Source organism: Aeromonas sp. R10-2 (assembly GCF_040908445.1).
Classification (GTDB): Bacteria; Pseudomonadota; Gammaproteobacteria; order Enterobacterales; family Aeromonadaceae; genus Aeromonas; species Aeromonas veronii.
The window spans coordinates 41,981-59,170 of record NZ_JBFODS010000034.1; the positions used below are offsets into that span (position 1 = coordinate 41,981).

The 17,190-nt window shown below is 59.8% G+C and carries 15 protein-coding genes and 1 pseudogene; 15 read left to right on the forward strand and 1 reads right to left on the reverse strand.

All coding sequences use genetic code 11. From position 1 onward, the window contains the following. The first annotated feature begins 45 nt into the window (after window positions 1–45). Window positions 46–921 carry a 6-carboxytetrahydropterin synthase gene (locus AB5Y97_RS08050; protein WP_042060324.1) on the forward strand — a complete coding sequence of 292 codons (876 nt, stop codon included), beginning with the start codon at window positions 46–48 and terminating at the stop codon, window positions 919–921. Window positions 922–990: 69 nt separating this feature from the next. Here AB5Y97_RS08050 and AB5Y97_RS08055 read toward each other — a convergent pair whose 3' ends face one another. Beyond that, a complete protein-coding gene (locus AB5Y97_RS08055) occupies window positions 991–3,003 on the reverse strand; it encodes a methyl-accepting chemotaxis protein (protein ID WP_368157513.1) in 2,013 nt (670 codons plus the stop codon). A 252-nt stretch (window positions 3,004–3,255) separates the two neighbouring features. Here AB5Y97_RS08055 and hinT point away from each other — a divergent pair, with 252 nt between their 5' ends. The 14 genes and pseudogenes from hinT to AB5Y97_RS08125 all read left to right on the forward strand — a co-directional run bounded on the left by hinT (window position 3,256) and on the right by AB5Y97_RS08125 (window position 17,187). Further along, the gene (hinT, locus tag AB5Y97_RS08060; protein WP_021231009.1) at window positions 3,256–3,606 is read left to right on the forward strand and encodes a purine nucleoside phosphoramidase; all 351 of its coding nucleotides are present in this window, start codon (window positions 3,256–3,258) and stop codon (window positions 3,604–3,606) included. After that, window positions 3,606–5,042 (forward strand): COG3014 family protein, encoded by a 1,437-nt coding sequence (locus tag AB5Y97_RS08065; RefSeq protein ID WP_265775783.1) that lies wholly within the window; start codon window positions 3,606–3,608, stop codon window positions 5,040–5,042. The genes hinT and AB5Y97_RS08065 overlap by 1 nt, the downstream gene beginning before the upstream one ends. An 83-nt stretch (window positions 5,043–5,125) precedes the next feature. Further along, window positions 5,126–5,524: a YcfL family protein gene (locus AB5Y97_RS08070; protein WP_064339841.1), complete on the forward strand. Its 399-nt coding sequence runs from the start codon at window positions 5,126–5,128 to the stop codon at window positions 5,522–5,524. Next, on the forward strand, window positions 5,524–6,120 hold the full coding sequence (lpoB, locus tag AB5Y97_RS08075; RefSeq protein ID WP_005302153.1) for a penicillin-binding protein activator LpoB: 597 nt from the start codon (window positions 5,524–5,526) through the stop codon (window positions 6,118–6,120). Before AB5Y97_RS08070 ends, lpoB begins: the two co-directional genes overlap by 1 nt. Before the next feature lie 10 nt (window positions 6,121–6,130). Next, on the forward strand, window positions 6,131–6,955 hold the full coding sequence (locus AB5Y97_RS08080; RefSeq protein ID WP_257123287.1) for a phosphotransferase family protein: 825 nt from the start codon (window positions 6,131–6,133) through the stop codon (window positions 6,953–6,955). A gap of 3 nt (window positions 6,956–6,958) precedes the next feature. Continuing rightward, window positions 6,959–7,816, forward strand: a complete 858-nt coding sequence (locus AB5Y97_RS08085) for a DUF6279 family lipoprotein (RefSeq protein WP_005361577.1) — start codon at window positions 6,959–6,961, stop codon at window positions 7,814–7,816. A 95-nt stretch (window positions 7,817–7,911) separates the two neighbouring features. Then, window positions 7,912–8,346 (forward strand): hypothetical protein, encoded by a 435-nt coding sequence (locus AB5Y97_RS08090; RefSeq protein WP_216961935.1) that lies wholly within the window; start codon window positions 7,912–7,914, stop codon window positions 8,344–8,346. A 158-nt stretch (window positions 8,347–8,504) separates the two neighbouring features. Further along, a complete protein-coding gene (gene secD, locus AB5Y97_RS08095) occupies window positions 8,505–10,307 on the forward strand; it encodes a protein translocase subunit SecD (protein ID WP_265775785.1) in 1,803 nt (600 codons plus the stop codon). 151 nt (window positions 10,308–10,458) lie between these two features. Then, window positions 10,459–11,376: a protein translocase subunit SecF gene (gene secF, locus AB5Y97_RS08100; protein WP_005334046.1), complete on the forward strand. Its 918-nt coding sequence runs from the start codon at window positions 10,459–10,461 to the stop codon at window positions 11,374–11,376. A gap of 288 nt (window positions 11,377–11,664) precedes the next feature. After that, entirely contained in the window at window positions 11,665–12,966 is a 1,302-nt protein-coding gene (gene glgC, locus AB5Y97_RS08105; RefSeq protein WP_005334047.1) for a glucose-1-phosphate adenylyltransferase, read from the forward strand. A gap of 407 nt (window positions 12,967–13,373) precedes the next feature. Continuing rightward, complete coding sequence (locus tag AB5Y97_RS08110; protein ID WP_021231016.1) at window positions 13,374–14,447, forward strand: 3-deoxy-7-phosphoheptulonate synthase; 1,074 nt, start codon at window positions 13,374–13,376, stop codon at window positions 14,445–14,447. Window positions 14,448–14,582: 135 nt separating this feature from the next. Next, window positions 14,583–15,710 carry a bifunctional chorismate mutase/prephenate dehydrogenase gene (gene tyrA, locus AB5Y97_RS08115; protein ID WP_368157516.1) on the forward strand — a complete coding sequence of 376 codons (1,128 nt, stop codon included), beginning with the start codon at window positions 14,583–14,585 and terminating at the stop codon, window positions 15,708–15,710. 177 nt (window positions 15,711–15,887) lie between these two features. Continuing rightward, window positions 15,888–16,067: a hypothetical protein gene (locus AB5Y97_RS08120; protein WP_368157518.1), complete on the forward strand. Its 180-nt coding sequence runs from the start codon at window positions 15,888–15,890 to the stop codon at window positions 16,065–16,067. An 80-nt stretch (window positions 16,068–16,147) separates the two neighbouring features. Then, window positions 16,148–17,187: pseudogene (locus AB5Y97_RS08125) on the forward strand (IS481 family transposase). Window positions 17,188–17,190: the final 3 nt, after the last annotated feature.

Here is a 17,190-nt window from a genome sequence, read left to right on the forward strand (position 1 = left end):
TCATAATATCGCAAACTGCCCTTTCGCTATAGCAAGGCCTGACTGATGAAGTTATTTGTAAGAGATTTGACCGTGATCGACTCCAGCTACCTGTGCGAACGCCGCGGCATGGTGGGCGAGAGCTGGCTGGTAGATATCGAAATGTGCGGTGAGCTCAACGAAATGAGCATGCTGCTGGACTTTGGCCGGGTAAAGAAGCTGATCAAGTCGATCATCGATGAAGAGGTGGATCACAAGCTGCTGGTGCCGACCGAGTGCCCGCTGATCCACATCGAGACTCTGGACGGTGACGAGAGCACTGTGGATCTGCTGCGCCCGGAGCGCTCTATCCACCTGCGTTGCCCCACTCAGGGCTTTGCCTTTATTGAAGCCCCGCAAGTCGATAAAGATTCGGTGACCCGCTACCTGCTGGCAGTACTGGCCAAACGGCTGCCGGACAATATCAAGGATCTCTCCCTGACCCTGCGTCAGGAGGCGATCACCGGTGCCTTCTACCACTACAGCCACGGCCTGAAAAAGCACGATGGCAACTGCCAGCGCATCGCCCACGGCCACCGCTCTCCCATCGAGATCCACGTCGATGGTGAGCGCGATGATGAACTGGAACTCAACTGGGCCGAACGCTGGAGCGATATCTACCTCGGCACCGAAGAGGACAAGGTGGCGCTGACCGAGCTGGCGTTGAGCCCTCGCGCCAATACCCAGCTGGGTGATCACCATCTGGGTTTCAAATATGTGGCACCGCAAGGGCTGTTCCAGCTGGCCATTCCCGCCGCAGAGGTGGAGATGATCGACACCGACACCACGGTCGAGCTGCTGGCCTGCTACATCGCCCGCGAAGTGAAGCAGATGGTGGGCGATAAATTCGTCAAAATTGTCGCCTATGAAGGGGTGGGCAAAGGCGCTATCGCCTACGCCTAAGCGCTCAGCTTACCCCATTAACTACAAGGCCCCGCATCTGCGGGGCCTTGTGTTTTAAGTTCCGACTAATCAGGCGATGAGGCGAAAACGCTTGACCAGGCTCTCCTGCTGCTCGGCCAGGGAGTCCAGCTGCTGGCTGGTCTCGGCCACCCGCTCAATCCCCTGATAGTTGAGGTCCGAGATATCGGAGATGCGGTTGAGGTTGGTGGCGATATCGGCGCTGGTGGCCTGCTGCTGCTCGGCCGCAGAGGCGATCTGGCTCGACATGTCGCTGATCAGCACCACGATCCCCTGCACCTCCTCCATGGCGTTGTTGGCATGAGAGCTCTGATCGACACAGCTGTCCATCTCGCGGGAGCACTCCTGCATCACGGTCACCGCCTTGGCAACCCCCTGCTGCAGGTTCTCGATCATGGTCTGGATCTCGCTGGTGGATTGCGCGGTGCGGCCCGCCAGACTGCGCACCTCGTCCGCCACCACCGCAAAGCCGCGCCCCTGCTCGCCGGCCCGCGCCGCTTCGATGGCGGCGTTGAGGGCCAGCAGATTGGTCTGCTCGGCGATGCCGCGAATAACATCGAGGATATTGCCGATCTGGCTGCTCATGGCGCTCACATCGCCAATCACCTTGCCAGTCTGCTGCAACTTGCCCGCCAGTTGATGGGTGGTGGTGATGTTACCCGCCATCACCTTGCGCCCCATTTCGGAGGCCTTCTCCACATCCTGCACCCGCTCCAGGGTCTGATTGGCCGCCTGCGCCACCTCCCGCACCGAGGCCTCCATCTGGGTCATGGCGGCGGCGACCGAGGCGGTCTCCTGCCGCTGTTTCTCCAGATCCGCCCGCACTGATTCGGTGGTGTGGCGATTCCCGTGGGCGGCATCGTTAAGCTGAGCAGACGCTTGTGAAAGCTGTGCCAGCACCTCCCCCATCTGGGCAATCAGCAGGTTGATCTGGCTGCCCAGCTGGCCGAATTCGTTCTTGCTCTGAAAACCGATGCGCTGGGTCATGTCGCCCTGAGTCACTTCGGTCAGCACCCGCAGCAGCTCCCTGAGCGGACGGCGAATGGCCTTGCCCAGGGTATAAGCCACCAGCATGGCGATCAGGATGGCGACGACGATGCTGGTTCCCTGTGTCAGGGTGCTCTGGCTCTGTGTGGCTTTGGCGTGCTGAATGCTTTGACTCATCAGCTGCTGACTCTGGCCGGTGATCCGCTCAAGCCGGTTCTGGATCTCGACGATGAGAGCGCTCGCCTGCTTGCTCTTCTCCCGCATCTGTTCCTGCTGCTTCATCAGCGCCAGATACTGGGAGAGCACGCCTTCGCTTGCGGTGGTGTCGCGCACAAAGCCGTGAACATAGTGGCCCATGTCGTTCTCGAAGTTCTTCAGCTCCCCCTGCAGATCCTTGATGGTGCTGTTGAACCCCTCGATCTGCATCTTGTTGCGCTTGAGCGCCCCTTCGATGGGGGCCGGAATGGTCTGATTGAGGGCGTCCATGGTGGAGAGTTCGATGGCGGAAAGCTTGGTGGTCAGGGTCTCGGAGAGCATCTTGATAAAGCTGTCGTCGATGGTGACCATCATGTCACCCAGACTCTTCTTGAACTGGGGCAGACTGACCTGAAACTGCCCCTTGGCCAGATTGACCTTGTGCAGCCGGGTAAGCAGTGCCTCGTGTTCGCCGGGCAGGGTGTCGGTCAGTTGCAGGTAGCTGTCGACCTGCTGGCTGAGCGTGCTCATCTCCCCTTGCAGCTCGGGGTGGTGGGCGACCTGCTGGCGCAAGGCGTCAAGACTCTTGCCTACCGCGGCCTTGGCCTGTTTCAGTTCGGCCACTTCGGCCGGCAGCTGTTTGGGATCCTGCTCGGTGAGCACATCCCCCAGCCACTTGTTGGCGCTGAGCAGGGTGATCTGGGTCTGACTGCTAGCAATCACCAGCGGCATAGACTGCTGGGTAACCTGCTCCAGTGCGTTCCCCAGAGTCTCCTGACTACGAAATGTGAGCAGTGAACTGGCCACCATCACGGCCACCAGGATCGCGAAGCCAAGGTAGACTCGCTGCAAGATGGAGAGATCCGACATTGTTTGTTTCATTATTGTCCCGCTGTATATGCAAAAGTCCCTTGCCTGAGTACCCCGTCCTTTTGATACCCTGCAGACCACCCTGAACAGGCGCTGCAGATGACGTCCCTCTGGCTATCGGTATTTTTAACAATAACTGAAGGGAATGGGACATCAGCTGTGTCAAATGTCGGCTTGTGTCACACTTGGCGTGCTGCTCGCCCCCCTTTCGGGAGCCGCTTGGGGTTCTAGTTCAATTTTCTGTTTCATATAAGGGAGTTAGCCATGGCGCAAGAAACCATTTTCAGCAAAATCATCCGTAAAGAGATCCCCGCCGACATCCTTTATCAAGACGATCTGGTCACCGCATTCCGGGATATCCAGCCCAAGGCCAAGACCCATATTCTGATCATCCCCAATGTGCTGATCCCCACCGTCAATGACGTGGAAGCCGAACATGAACTGGCCCTTGGCCGGATGTTCACCGTGGCCCGCAAACTGGCCAGCGAGGCGGGCATCGCCGAAGATGGCTACCGCCTCATCATGAACTGCAACCGCCACGGCGGGCAGGAGGTCTACCACATCCACATGCATCTGGTCGGTGGCCAGCCGCTGGGACCGCTGCTCAGCCTGTAATGAATCGCAACGCCTCAACCTGCCGCAGCGCCCTGTTGCTCTGCGGCGCCCTGCTGTTGCTGGGAGGCTGCGCCTCCCGCTGGCAGGATATGTTCGTCTCCTACTCCGATCAGATGGTGCCCCTGCGCAACCAGCTGCTGCTGGGCCATGCCGCCGAGGCGCTGCCCGAGGTGCGCGACTCCACCCTGGGGGATGACACCTTTGTGCTGGATCGGCTCGAACAGGGGCGCATTGCCTGGCTGGCGGGTCAGGATGCGGGTAGCAAGCAGGCGTTCACCGCCGCCGACAGCCGCCTTCAGTGGGAAGACAATCAGGCCGAATACCGGCTGAGCCATGGTCTGGATCAGGTGGGCAGTCTGCTCACCAACGATCAGTCGATGGCCTATCGTACTCCCGATTACGAACGCACCATGCTGCATCACTATCTGGCCCTCAACTATCTGCAACGGGGTGATGCCGATGGTGCCCTGGTAGAGGTGCGCCGGGCCAATCAGGTGCAGGAGCAGGCCCTGAAACGGCGAGCCGATGAGGTGCGCAAGGCGAAGGATGAGAGCGAAGAGGCCGAAGCAGAAGGCGAGATGCGCCAGCTGATGTCGCGCGGCGCACCGGATCTCGACCGGTTGATCGGCAAGGTCAAAAACGGTTTTCAGAACGCCTACACCTTCTATTTTTCCGCCGTGCTCTATGAGGCGGCCGGGGATCTCAACGATGCCTGGGTCGACTATCAGCGCGGCTACCAGATAGCGCCGGACAACCGCAGCCTGCAAGATGCCTTGCTGCGTCTGGCGCGGCTGCGTGGCTCACCGGACGAGATCCGCGAGACCGAGAAAAAGATAGGCCGCAAAGCGCCGCCGCTTGCAAAAGATCAAGGCCAGCTGGTGGTGCTGTTTGAAGATGGTTTGATCCCGGCACGGCGCGAACTGTTCCTGCCGCTCCCCATCTCCACCTCCCGCGGCGATTTTCGCACCTTTACCGTCGCCATCCCCTATTACGATAATCGGGCCAGCGACACCGGCCCGCTGACGGTGGAAGTCGGCAAACGGGCCTGGCAGACCAGCGAGCTGGTCAGGCTGGAAGCGCTGGCCGCCAAAGATCTGCAGGAGCGGCTGCCCGGCATGCTGACCCGCCAGGCGCTGCGACTGGTGGCCAAGGAGCAGATGCGCCGCACCGCCGCCAAAGAGGGAGGGGATGTGGGCAATATTCTGGTGGGGATCTTCAACACCCTCTCGGAGCGGGCCGATACCCGCAGTTGGCTGACGCTGCCAGCTCAGGCATCGAGCTGGCAGGGGATGGTGCCGGCAGGTGAAATCAATCTCACCCTGGGCGCGGGGGCAGCCCAGCGGCAATTGCCGCTCACCATCCACAAGGGCCGCACAACCCTGGTCTGGGTACAGCGCCTCGGCGCCGGTCTGACCACCAGGGTGATGCCGCTCTGAGCAGACGGCGAAGAGAGATGAGCAAGACAATTAACCGGGCAGGCACACTCGCGGCCCCACTCACCCCGATTAAGGAGAGCAAGATGAAAGCATACGGGTTGGCCCTCGGGCTCGCGCTGCTGCTGACCGGCTGCGCCACCAACACCTCCGGCGTGGCGCTCTATGGCCCGGCGGGCGGTGCACCAGTGGCAGAGCAGCATCAAAACGTCAACGTCACCCTGACCGAGCTGAGCCGCCGCCAGCAAAATGGCCTGCTGCAGGTCAATGTGGCCGCCGCCAGCACCCAGCGCGGCGATAACAAGCTGCAATATATCTTCTATTGGTATGATGAGGCCGGTCAGGAGGTCGCCAGCGATGGCCGCGGCTGGACCCCCATCAAGCTGCATGGCTATCAGACCCGCACCCTCTCGGCCCTGGCGCCCAGCCCGGCGGCGCAAGGTTACCGGATTTACGTACGCGAAGTGATTGAGGAATCCTACTGATGAAAATGAATCATGCCCTGCTGATCCTGACTGGCGCGTTGCTCTTGGGCGGCTGCTCCAGCACTACCGTCAGCTATGGCGATCCCACTGAAACCGAAACCGTTACCGTCGATTACGGCTCAAGCGACCTGCAGGCCATCGCCGACAAGATGGCGGACTCCATGCTCGCCTCCCCTGCCACCAGCGAGATCACCGCTGGCGGTCGTCCGGTGATGTTTATGGACTCCATCCGCAACAAGACCTCCGAGCACATCGATACCGAAGCGATCACCGATACCATCCGCACCAAGTTGCTGCGGGCCGGCAAGTTCCGCTTCGTCGACATGAGCAAGGTGGCCGCCGTCAAGCAGCAGCTCGAATACCAGCAGAGCAGCGGCATGGTGGATCCTGCCTCCATGGTGCGTCTGGGCAAGCAGACCGGTGCCCGCTACATGGTCTATGGCAACCTCGCCAGCATCGTCAAGGACAATGGCAAGGTGAAGGATGTCTACTACCAGATGACCATGAACCTGATGGATCTGCAAAACGGCGAACTGCTGTGGGCCGATCAGAAAGAGATCCGCAAACAGGCGAAGAAATCCACCTTTGGCTGGTAACAGGCTCCTGGTGACAGGCAACTGTGATCCGCTACTGGCCAGCCTGCCCGCCCCCTGGCGGGAGGGGCAGCTGGAACCACTCGGGTTAGGTCTGACCAACTGCAACTATCGACTGCGCCTCCCCTCGGGGCGCAGTTACTTTTTGCGTCAGGGCCACTCCGACCCGGTGCGCCTTGGCATCGACCGTCCCACCGAGTGGCAGCTTTATCAGGGGGCGATGGCAGAAGGGTTGGCGCTGCCCTGCCACTATGGCGATCCCGCCAGCGGTCTTATGCTGCTCGAATGGTGCGATGAGCCAAACTGGGTACACGCGGCGCCACCGGAAGCCGATCAGTCCCGCCTGCTGGCTGAGGTGCTGCGCAAGCTCCATCGCCTGCCGCTGCCTGCGGTAGTGATGGCGGTGCGGGCTCACGCCGCAGGCTATCGCACCAGACTGGCCCACATCCCCTCCTGGCTGCCCGCCCTGGAGCGGAGCTTGCTCGCCAGCAGTGAGCCAAATGATTGCTGGCGCCCTTGCCACCATGATCTCAATCCGGCTAACTTGTTGGGAAGCAAACCCTGGGTCATCGACTGGGAGTATGGCGCGGCAGGTCACCCCGGCTTTGAGCTCGCCAGCATCCAGCGCACCCATGAGTGGCCCGCCGAGCGGCGCGACGAGCTGGAAGCGCACTATCTGCAGGCCCTGCCGCGCCACCAGTGGCCCGATTTTCAGAGCGAGGCATTTTTACCCTGGGTCGACTATATCGGCCTGCTCTGGGCCCTGCTGATGACAGAGCAACAGCCCTCACTCGACTATGACACCCTGATCGCCATCAACCGGCAACGACTGGAGTAACAGATGATAAACAAGGTGCGCTGGCACAAGCCGAAAACCTGGGGTCTGCTGCTGATCGGCCTGCTGCTGACCGGCTGCTCCACCCGGGTGATCTACTACTGGCTCGATACCGCCATCATCTGGCAGCTGGATGACTACTTTGCCCTCTCCTATTCGCAGAAGGATTTGCTCAGCCGCGAAGTGAAGGGGCTGATGGCCTGGCACCGCCAGCACGAGCTGCCGCGCTACGCTAGGGATCTCGATGCACTGGCCAAGGCGGTGGCCAGCCCCATGACGCCGGAGCAGATCTCGACCAACCTAGATGCGGTGCAGCAGAGCCTGACCCGCACGCTGGAAAATACTATCCCCCGCGCGGTCAGGCTGGCGCGCACCCTGACCGATGAGCAGGTGGCCCGCTTTATGACCGATCGGGTCAAGCGGCAACAGGAGCGGCAAAAGGACTTTGCCACTGAGCCCAAAGAGCAGATGCTGGCAGAGTTTCGCGACAAGATGAACAAGCGGCTCGAGTTCTGGATTGGCGAGGTGAAACCGGCACAGGCACCACTGGTGGCCCAGTGGGCCGAATGGCAATACGAGCTGATGCCCCCCTGGCTCGAGTTTCAGGAGTCCTGGACCCAGGAGCTGGACAGGCTGATGAAGCAGCGCCAGAGTCCCGACTTTACCCGCGAGCTGACTGACCTGCTGGCCGAGGGGGATGGGCTGATGGATGGCCGCTTTACCGGCTATACCGAACAGTCGCGCCAGCGTACCGTCAACTGGCTGAGCGCCATGAGCCAGTCGCTGGATATCTCCCAGCGGGCCCATCTCTACTCCCTGCTCAAGGGTTATGCCCGCGACTTCAAGCAGATGAGCGGCAGCTGACAGCCAGCACCGAATGGTGCCATGCGCCCGGGGCAACCTTGTTCAAACCGGGCGCATGTGGTAGTTTGCCCTCTCTATTTATCGGGAATTAACTTTTGCGCCTTATCGACAAAGTAAAACTGGTGCTGGTAACTCTGGTTATCGCCCTCACCCTGCTTTGTTCCATCGCCCGAATGGAAGGCCCGCTGCTACCCGCATCGCCCCAGAGTGAACAGCAGCAGACTCAGGTGTTCAATCAGCTTAGCGACAGCGATGATGGCATCATCAAGTTTGTCGGCAGCCATCAGAATCACCTGCTGCGTCTCGAACAATCCCTGCGCAGTGACAACCAGCCCAAGAGTGTGGTCTACGAGCTGATCCAGAGCTGGTCGGCCCAGGCCATCCTGCTGTTGCTGCTCGGCTGGCTGATGCTGACCCCCGAGCTCTATCACAAACAGAGTTTTCGCGATCGCTTTGGCGCGATCCACCGGCGCCATCTACAGCGCCAACATCTGCAATACCGCTTCACCCAGAGCTATCTGAGCGCCTGACCCCGGAGGGGCTGGCACATCCACTGTTTGCTCATCTCCTCTTCCTGACGGATCCGGCAACTGCCTGATCCGCATCTGATGCATCCCATTTTTTGCGCCTTGCCGAGCCTTGTTGCTATCGGCCCGGGCACCATTCTCCTGACAGAGGCTTGTTTGCCATGAGAAAGAGCAATCGCACCGTTCTCAACCGCATGAGCAAGTGGCAGTACGCACTGCTGCTGTTGATGCTGTTGACCTTTACCTTTTACTCCCTGCCCACCTTTTTTGGTGAGCAGCCCTCCCTCGGCCTGCACGGACAGCAGCGCCTGACCACCCAGCAACAGATGCTGCTGAGCGACAAGCACCTGACCCCGGTCAAAGTGATCGAGCAACCTGAGCGGGTCGAGCTGGTCTTTGCCAGTCAGGGCGAGCAGCAGCGCGCCAAGCAGTTGCTGGAGCAGCAAGGGGTCGACAGTGCCGCCCTGACCCTGGAGTTTCACTCCAACGCACCGACCTGGATCACCCGCCTTGGCGCCGACCCCATCAAGCTGGGGCTCGATCTGCGTGGCGGCTCCCAGCTGCTGATCGGGGTGGACGTGGACTTTGTCATCGACAATCAGACCAAGAATCTGGTGGATACCCTGCGCACCCGTTTCCGTGAAGCCAACCTGCGCGGCGCCAGCGTCACGCGCAGCGCACAGGGCGCCGTAGCCGTCACCCTGCCGGAGGTCGCCGAACAGGAGAGCTGGCTCGCCATCATCAAGGAGAGTGCCGGTACCCGACAGGATCAGTGGAAGCTGACCCGCTCCGGCAATGATCTGAAACTGGTGCTGAGCGATGCTGAGCGCACCCTGCTGGTCAACAACGCCGTGACCCAGAACCTGTCGATCCTGAAAAAACGGATCAACGAGCTCGGCATCGTCGAGGCCTCGGTGGTGCGTCAAGGTCAGGATGGCATCCGTATCGAACTGCCCGGAGTACACAACCCCAAACAGGCGAAAGAGGTGATCGGCGCCACCGCCTCGCTGGCCTTCTACGAGGCCAAGGCCGACAGCCACTTCTATATCGCCGATCGCAACGGTCAGGCCGTCGGCATGGCACGCAAGCCGGTGCTGACCGGCGAGCACATCGTCGATGCCCGCGCCAACATGGGCGAGATGGGTCAACCCCAGGTCAATATCGTGCTCGACACCCTGGGTGGCAGCAAGATGAACCAGTTCAGCCGCCAGCATGTGGGCAAGCCGATGGCAACCGTCTTCACCGAGTACAAGACCAACGCCCAGGGCAAACTGCGCGCCCAGAGCGAGGTGATCAACGTCGCCACCATCCAGACCGCCCTTGGCAACCAGTTCCGCATCACCGGCATTGGCAGTCTGCCGGAAGCGCAGGAGCTGGCCATGCTGCTGCGTGCCGGCGCCCTCACCGCCCCTCTCAAGATCCTGGAAGAACGCAGTATTGGCCCGACGCTGGGGATGCAGAATATCGAGGCGGGCTTCACCGCGCTGGCCTTCGGTATGGCGGGCATGATGCTGTTCATGATGGCCTGGTATCGCAAGTTCGGCTGGGTTGCCATCACGGCGCTGGTCGCCAACCTGTTGATGCAAGTCGGCATGCTGGCAGTGCTGCCGGGCGCCGTGCTGACCCTGCCGGGGATCGCCGGTCTGGTGCTGACGGTGGGCATGGCGGTGGATACCCATGTGCTGATCTTCGAGCGGATCAGGGACCGTCTGCGAGAAGGGGGCTCATTGGCCAACGCCATCGACTTTGGCTATCGCTCGGCCTTCCACACCATTTTCGATGCCAACATCACTACGCTCATCTGCGCTGTGGTGCTCTACTCCATCGGCTCCGGGCCGCTGCAGGGCTTCTCCATCACCCTCATTCTGGGTCTGCTCTCCAGCATGATCACCGGGATCTGGGGGACGCGCGCCATCATCAACCCCCTGTGGGGACGCAGCAGTGAGCGCACGCTGAAGGTGTAACGGGACAGCAGTCCCTCTGATGAGCGGCTTTGGCTGCGCCATCGGCCATGGATATGACCGGAGCGGCCAAAGCAGAACACTATTTTCCCGGCGTGTCACGGCACGTCGTGATGGGCCAACAGCCTGATGCTGGCTGGCCAAGGAGAGAATTATGTTGAGAATGATCGTTGCCATGGGGTTGACCCGTTGGCGTTATATCGGCCTGTGGGCTTCCATCCTGCTGACCGTGGCCAGTGTCGCCATCTTGTTGGTGAACGGCCTGACACTGGGGCTCGATTTTACCGGCGGGATCCTGCTGGAGTTTCATATCCAGACCCTGAAAGAGGCCCATGAGCTCAATGCCATGCTGGTCTCCCCGCTGGCGGGAGCCGTTGAGCTGAGCTCGGCCGGTATTCCCGGCGAGTGGCTGATCAAGCTGCCCCCCCACGAACTGCCCTGGCCCGCGGCGGATCTCGCCACCATGCTGACCCAGCAGCTGGGGATGCCGGTCGAGTTGCTGCGCACCACCATCGTCGGCCCTCAGGTGGGTGCCGAACTGTTCCAGCAGGGGATGCTGGCCGTGCTGGTCGCTTCGCTGGCGATGTCGGCCTATCTGGCGTTTCGCTTCGAGTGGCGTCAGGCCATCGGCATCCTGCTCTCGGTAGTGCATGACGCCATCGTGGCGCTGGGGCTGCTGTCACTCTTTCAGATCGAGTTCGATCTGAACATCATCGCCGGTTTGATGGCGGTGATCGGCTACTCCCTCAACGACAGCATCGTCATCTCGGACAGGCTGCGGGATCTGCTGAGCTCGCGTACCCAGATGGGGATCCACGAATGCTCCGATGTAGCCATCAAGGCGACTTTCAGTCGCACCATGATCACCTCGGGCACCACCCTGTTTACCGTGGGTGCGCTGCTGCTGTTTGGCGGTGACGCCCTCTACGGCTTCTCCTTCACCCTGTTTGCCGGGATCCTGGTGGGCACCGTCTCCTCCATCACCGTCGCCTCGACCGTGCAGGAGCTGCTGGGCCTCACCCCGCAGGCCTACCAGAAGAAGAGCGAGGAGCCACTGGCCAACGCAGCCTGAACCTTGTTAACCAGGCCCGGCTTACCGGGTCTCAACAAACCGGGCCCCTGCCAACCATTGGCAGGGGCTTTTTCATCCCTCCTCTCGGTCTCTCGCCGTCCCTTTTGTTGCTCGGCTCGCTTCAATTGACAACTGACCATATTGAAAGCAATGACGGATCAACCCGTCATTTTTAATAACAAAAAGGTCATTTTATTACGTCAGAAACCATAAAATGTGACTGAAAGCACTTTCTTGAGGGCTCAAAGGAGGCAACATTGTAGTGATTTATCTACAAAGGGATATGAGATGTTGTTACAACCTGCCAATACAGCAAAATCCAGACAGTTGCTGAACGAGACCATGGCTTTGGTACTCGCAGGAGGGCGGGGTAGTCGCCTCAAACAGTTAACCGACAACCGTGCAAAACCTGCCGTTCATTTCGGCGGCAAATTCCGCATCATCGATTTCGTGCTCTCCAACTGCATCAACTCCGGCATCCGTCGGGTCGGTGTCGTGACCCAGTACAAATCACACAGCCTGTTGCGCCATCTCCAGTCCGGCTGGTCTTTCCTGCGCTACCAGATGAACGAGTTTATCGATCTGCTCCCTGCCCAGCAGCGGGTGGATGAGGTGAACTGGTATCGGGGTACCGCCGATGCGGTCTACCAGAATCTGGATATCATCCGCGATCACGCCCCCAAATATGTGGTGGTGCTGGCAGGCGATCACATCTACAAGATGGATTACGCCGCCATGCTGCTTGACCACGTCAATATGGGCGCCAAGGTGACCGTTGCCTGCATCGAGGTGCCACGCAGTGAAGCAAGCGCCTTCGGGGTAATGGCGGTGGATGATGATCGCAAGATCAATGCCTTCGTCGAAAAGCCTGCTAACCCGCCCGCCATGCCGGGCAAGGCCGACACCGCGCTGGCCTCAATGGGCGTCTATATCTTCGATGCGGAGTATCTCTATCAGCTGCTGGAAGAGGACATTGCCAACGAGCAGTCCCATCACGATTTCGGCATGGACGTGATCCCCCGCGTGGTGAAAGAGGGCACCGCATTCGCTCACCCGTTTGGCATGTCCTGTGTCGGCTGCTGTCCGGATCGCCGCCCCTACTGGCGCGATGTGGGCACCGTGGACTCCTTCTGGGAGGCCAATATGGATCTCGCTTCCGTCACGCCTGAGCTGGATATCTACGATCAGGACTGGCCCATCTGGACCAGTCAGAACATGACTCCTCCCGCCAAGTTCGTGCAGGACCGAAACGGCCAGCACGGCATGACCATCAACTCCATGTTTGCCGGGGGCACCATCGTCAGTGGCTCTTTCATCCTGAGTTCGGTGCTCTTTACCAATGTGCGGGTCGACTCCTTCTGCACTCTGGATCAGGCCGTTATCTTCCCGGGTGTGGAGATTGGTGCCGGTTGCCGACTGCGCCGGGTGGTGATCGACAAGGGGTGCAAACTGCCGGAAGGCACAGTGATAGGTGAAAACGCCGATGAAGATGCACGTCGCTTCCACCGCTCCGAGCAGGGCATAGTGCTGGTCACCCAGGGGATGCTCACTCGCCTGAACAAAGAGCTGCAGGGAAAACAAAAGCGCTGATCCGCAGCCAGACGGGATCCCCCTTCCTACCGCAAAGGGAGCCATGATGGCTCCCTCTTTCTATGGCTGACCAGATAGCCACCTCACACCATCATTGCCATCGCGTTGCAGCCTCCCAGAGATACCATTTACTGTGGGTAAACAGCTGGGCAACGCAGCCTCCCCCCTCACACCGTAAACATTGCGTTACAAAAAAACCATTACCCCTCCGAAAAACCCTCTGTATTATTCCTGTTCGCGCTATATAGCAGCTCCTTTATCTGACTTTTTAGCGGTAAACCCGCTAGTTTCACTTGATTGTTTGTTTTTCCTTGGTAAGGTGAGGGCGGTTGCGTAACAAAGCAGGTACCAACGTAAACATATCGGTACAATCGCTTTTGGCTTAATACAGTAGAGAGAATGAAATCATGCAAAGAGACCCCCTGAACAACATCCACATCCAGTCCGAACAAGTGATGATCACGCCTGCCCAGCTCAAGGAGAAGTTACCCATCTCCGACAAGGCGCTGGCATTCGTGCAAGGGGCCCGCAATACCATCGCCGACATCATTCACCGCCGCGATCACCGCCTGTTGGTGATCTGTGGTCCCTGCTCCATCCACGACATGGACGCCGCCAAAGAGTACGCAACCAGACTCAAAGCGCTGCATGATGCCTATCAGGACTCTCTCTACATTGTCATGCGGGTCTACTTTGAGAAGCCGCGCACCACGGTCGGCTGGAAAGGCTTTATCAACGACCCCAATCTGGATGGCACCTTCGATGTGGAGCTGGGGCTGCACCGTGCCCGCGAGCTGCTCTGCTGGTTGGCGGAGCTGGAGTTGCCGCTGGCCACCGAAGCGCTCGACCCCATCAGCCCGCAATACCTGGCCGAGCTCTTCTCCTGGTCGGCTATCGGCGCCCGCACCACCGAATCCCAGACCCACAGGGAGATGGCGTCCGGCCTCTCCATGCCGGTCGGCTTCAAGAACGGCACCGACGGCAACCTGGGGACTGCCATCAATGCGCTGCAGGCGGCCTCCTCCCCTCACGCCTTTATGGGGATCAACCAGCAGGGCCAGGTTGCGCTGCTGCAGACCCAGGGCAACCCGGATGGCCACGTGATCCTGCGCGGCGGCAAACATCCCAACTATGACTCGGTCAACGTGTCGCTGGCGGAAGAGGCGCTGGAGAAAGCGGGCCTGCTGCCGAGCCTTGTGGTGGATTGCAGCCACGGCAACTCCAGCAAGGATCACCGTTTGCAGCCCAAGGTGGCCGACAACGTCATCCACCAGATCCAGGAGGGCAACCGCTCCATCATCGGGGTGATGCTCGAATCCAACCTGTTCGAGGGAAACCAGTCCAGCGAGCAGCCCAAGGAGCAGATGCGCTACGGGGTCTCCATCACAGATGCCTGCATCGACTGGGACACCACCGCTACCCTGCTGGCCCGCTGCCACAACCAGCTGGCTGACCCCCTCAAGGGCAGAACTGCACGGTAAGCCGTGGTATCTTGGCGTAACCTATTGAACAATCTGGGTATCACCGCTGGTGGCATCAAACCGCTCATGCCGTGATACCTTGTTGCATCTTGATTTTCAGGGCGCCGCCGCTCGCGGCGCCAGCAGGGACTGGATATGGCTGAAGAGTTGAATGTACTCAGGGACAAGATAGATGCGGTGGACAAGCAGCTGATCGATCTGCTGGCCGCCCGTCTGGCCCTGGTGGGAGAAGTGGGTGAGGTAAAGAGCCGCCACGGCCTGCCCATCTATGCACCGGACAGGGAAGCGAGCATGCTGGCCCGCCGCCGCGCCGAGGCCGAGCAGTTGGGAGTGCCCGGCGATCTCATCGAAGACGTACTGCGCCGGGTGATGCGCGAATCTTACGCCAGCGAGAAAGATACCGGCTTCAAATGCATAAAGCCGGACCTTGGCAAAGTGGTCATCATCGGTGGTCAGGGCCAGCTTGGCCGCTTGTTCGGCCATATGTTCAGCCTCTCAGGCTATCGGGTCGAGACGCTGGAACAAGCCGACTGGCCGCGCGCTGACGAGATCCTCGCCGGAGCCGGTCTGGTGATGGTGGCGGTGCCCATCGATATCACCTGCCAGATCATCGACCGCCTCGGCAACCTGCCCGCCCACTGCCTGCTGGTCGATGTCACCAGCGTGAAAGCGGTGCCGCTCGAACATATGCTGGCGGCGCACCAAGGGCCGGTACTGGGGCTGCACCCCATGTTCGGACCGGATGTGGCGAGCCTCGCCAAGCAGGTGATCGTCTGCTGCCAGGGTCGTGACGCGGCCGCCAGTCAGTGGCTGCTGGATCAGATGACCATCTGGGGCGCGCGCTTGCAACAGGTAGAAGCCAAGGCCCACGATGAGGCGATGACCCTCATTCAGGCGCTGCGTCACTTCGCCACCTTTGCTTATGGCTGGCACCTCTCCCGGGAGCAAGCCAATCTGGATCGCCTGCTGAGTTTGAGCTCCCCCATCTACCGGTTGGAGCTGGCCATGGTCGGGCGACTGTTTGCCCAGGATCCCCACCTCTATGCCGACATCATTTTGTCGTCACCGCAGAATCTGGCGATGATCCGCCGTTACTACCAAAACTTCGGCGAAGCGCTGGGGCTGCTGGAGCGGGGGGACAGAGCCGGCTTTATCGACGCCTTCTCGCAGGTCTCCGGTTTCTTCGGCGAACACGCCGACCAGTTCCTGCGTGAAAGCCGCATGCTGCTGGCCCAAGCCAACGACCGCCGCCAACACGGCTGATCTTGCAAAAGCAGTCACCGCTAATACCACCAAAAAGGGAAGATGCCTGAGCATCTTCCCTTTTTGGTTTATTACCGATTTCAACGCTAACTCAGTCGCGAGCGGCGACACATCAAGTACCTACCGCTGATTGGCCTCACAATCCACTCTCCCTGCACCGCATCACATCCACCAAGTATGCCCCCTCAATATCCACGCAATCCGCGCTATATCGATGGCAATCAGGTCAAACCAAGCCACAGCGGCAGCGACTACCTGAAATTCAAGCAGGAGACCATCACTTACACCCTGCGCAAAAGCGGCGCCAGCTGGAAAGACAACGATGCCGGCACCAGCGGCCGCATCCTGTTCGATTGATAATCCCGACACCAGCCTTGCCAGACACCAAGCCCCGCCAAGGGGCTTTTTTGCACCTGCAAAATACTATCAGCCTCTGCATGACCACCAACGAGAAAGTAGCACGTCGCAAACTCAGCCTGCTAGAGCTCGCCAAAGAGCTCAATAACGTCAGCAAAGCCTGCAAGCTCATCGGCTACAGTCGTCAGCAGTTCTACGAAATTCGCCGTAATTTCCAGACCTATGGCGCCGAGGGCTTGCTTGACAAATTGCCTGGCTGTAAAGGGGCTCATCCCAACCGGGTTGCGCCCGAGATTGAACAGGCCATCCTCGATTACTCCCTCACCAGACCAACCCATGGCCCGCTGCGGGTCGCCCAAGAACTGGCTCTGCAAGGCATCAACATCTGTGCGGGCGGTGTGCGTGGCGTGTGGCAACGTCACGACTTGCTCTCCAAACACGACCGATTGTTGCGCCTCGAGAAAACCCACCGTGAGCAGACCATTGAGCTCAATGACGAGCAAATTCGCCTGTTAGAGCGCTTCAGCCCCGAGTTTCGCGAACGTCAGATTGAGGTTCACTACACCGGGGAACTGGTGGCGGTCGACACCTTCTTCGTCGGCGCGCTCAAGGGGTTGGTAAGGTGTATCTGCAAACGGTGCTGAACTGATACAGTCGCCACGCCTGGGGGCGGCTCTACACCAGCAAGCTGCCCATCACCTCGGTCCATGTGCTTAACGAAACGGTGCTGCCATTCTTTGAAACCCACGAGGCACGGGTCTATACCATCCTGTCGGATAACGGGCGCGAGTTCTGTGGGCGCCCTGACCACCATCCCTACGAGCTGTTCCTGCAACTGGAGGGGATTGAGCACCGGACAACCAGGGTGCGCAGGCCGCAGAGCAACGGCTTTATCGAGCGACTTCATCGCACACTGCTGGATGAACACTTCCGTATCAAGGGGAGAACGACCTGGTATGAGTCGGTAGAACAGATGCAGACAGACCTGGATAGCTATCTGGTGCACTACAACACCCAGCGGCCACATCAGGGCAGGATGATGGAGGGTCAAACCCCCTACAACATGTTCAAGAAGGGTCTGAAATTGATACCGAATAAAGTGTGCACTAAAGTAGCGTAAACA

Bases quoted from the DNA above. Each gene is read 5' to 3' on its own strand.
- AB5Y97_RS08050 (WP_042060324.1), top strand. From the start codon at position 46: ATGAAGTTATTTGTAAGAGATTTGACCGTGATCGACTCCAGCTACCTG.
- AB5Y97_RS08055 (WP_368157513.1), bottom strand. From the start codon at position 3,003: ATGAAACAAACAATGTCGGATCTCTCCATCTTGCAGCGAGTCTACCTT.
- hinT (WP_021231009.1), top strand. From the start codon at position 3,256: ATGGCGCAAGAAACCATTTTCAGCAAAATCATCCGTAAAGAGATCCCC.
- AB5Y97_RS08065 (WP_265775783.1), top strand. From the start codon at position 3,606: ATGAATCGCAACGCCTCAACCTGCCGCAGCGCCCTGTTGCTCTGCGGC.
- AB5Y97_RS08070 (WP_064339841.1), top strand. From the start codon at position 5,126: ATGAAAGCATACGGGTTGGCCCTCGGGCTCGCGCTGCTGCTGACCGGC.
- lpoB (WP_005302153.1), top strand. From the start codon at position 5,524: ATGAAAATGAATCATGCCCTGCTGATCCTGACTGGCGCGTTGCTCTTG.
- AB5Y97_RS08085 (WP_005361577.1), top strand. From the start codon at position 6,959: ATGATAAACAAGGTGCGCTGGCACAAGCCGAAAACCTGGGGTCTGCTG.
- secD (WP_265775785.1), top strand. From the start codon at position 8,505: ATGAGAAAGAGCAATCGCACCGTTCTCAACCGCATGAGCAAGTGGCAG.
- secF (WP_005334046.1), top strand. From the start codon at position 10,459: ATGTTGAGAATGATCGTTGCCATGGGGTTGACCCGTTGGCGTTATATC.
- glgC (WP_005334047.1), top strand. From the start codon at position 11,665: ATGTTGTTACAACCTGCCAATACAGCAAAATCCAGACAGTTGCTGAAC.
- AB5Y97_RS08110 (WP_021231016.1), top strand. From the start codon at position 13,374: ATGCAAAGAGACCCCCTGAACAACATCCACATCCAGTCCGAACAAGTG.
- tyrA (WP_368157516.1), top strand. From the start codon at position 14,583: ATGGCTGAAGAGTTGAATGTACTCAGGGACAAGATAGATGCGGTGGAC.
- AB5Y97_RS08120 (WP_368157518.1), top strand. From the start codon at position 15,888: ATGCCCCCTCAATATCCACGCAATCCGCGCTATATCGATGGCAATCAG.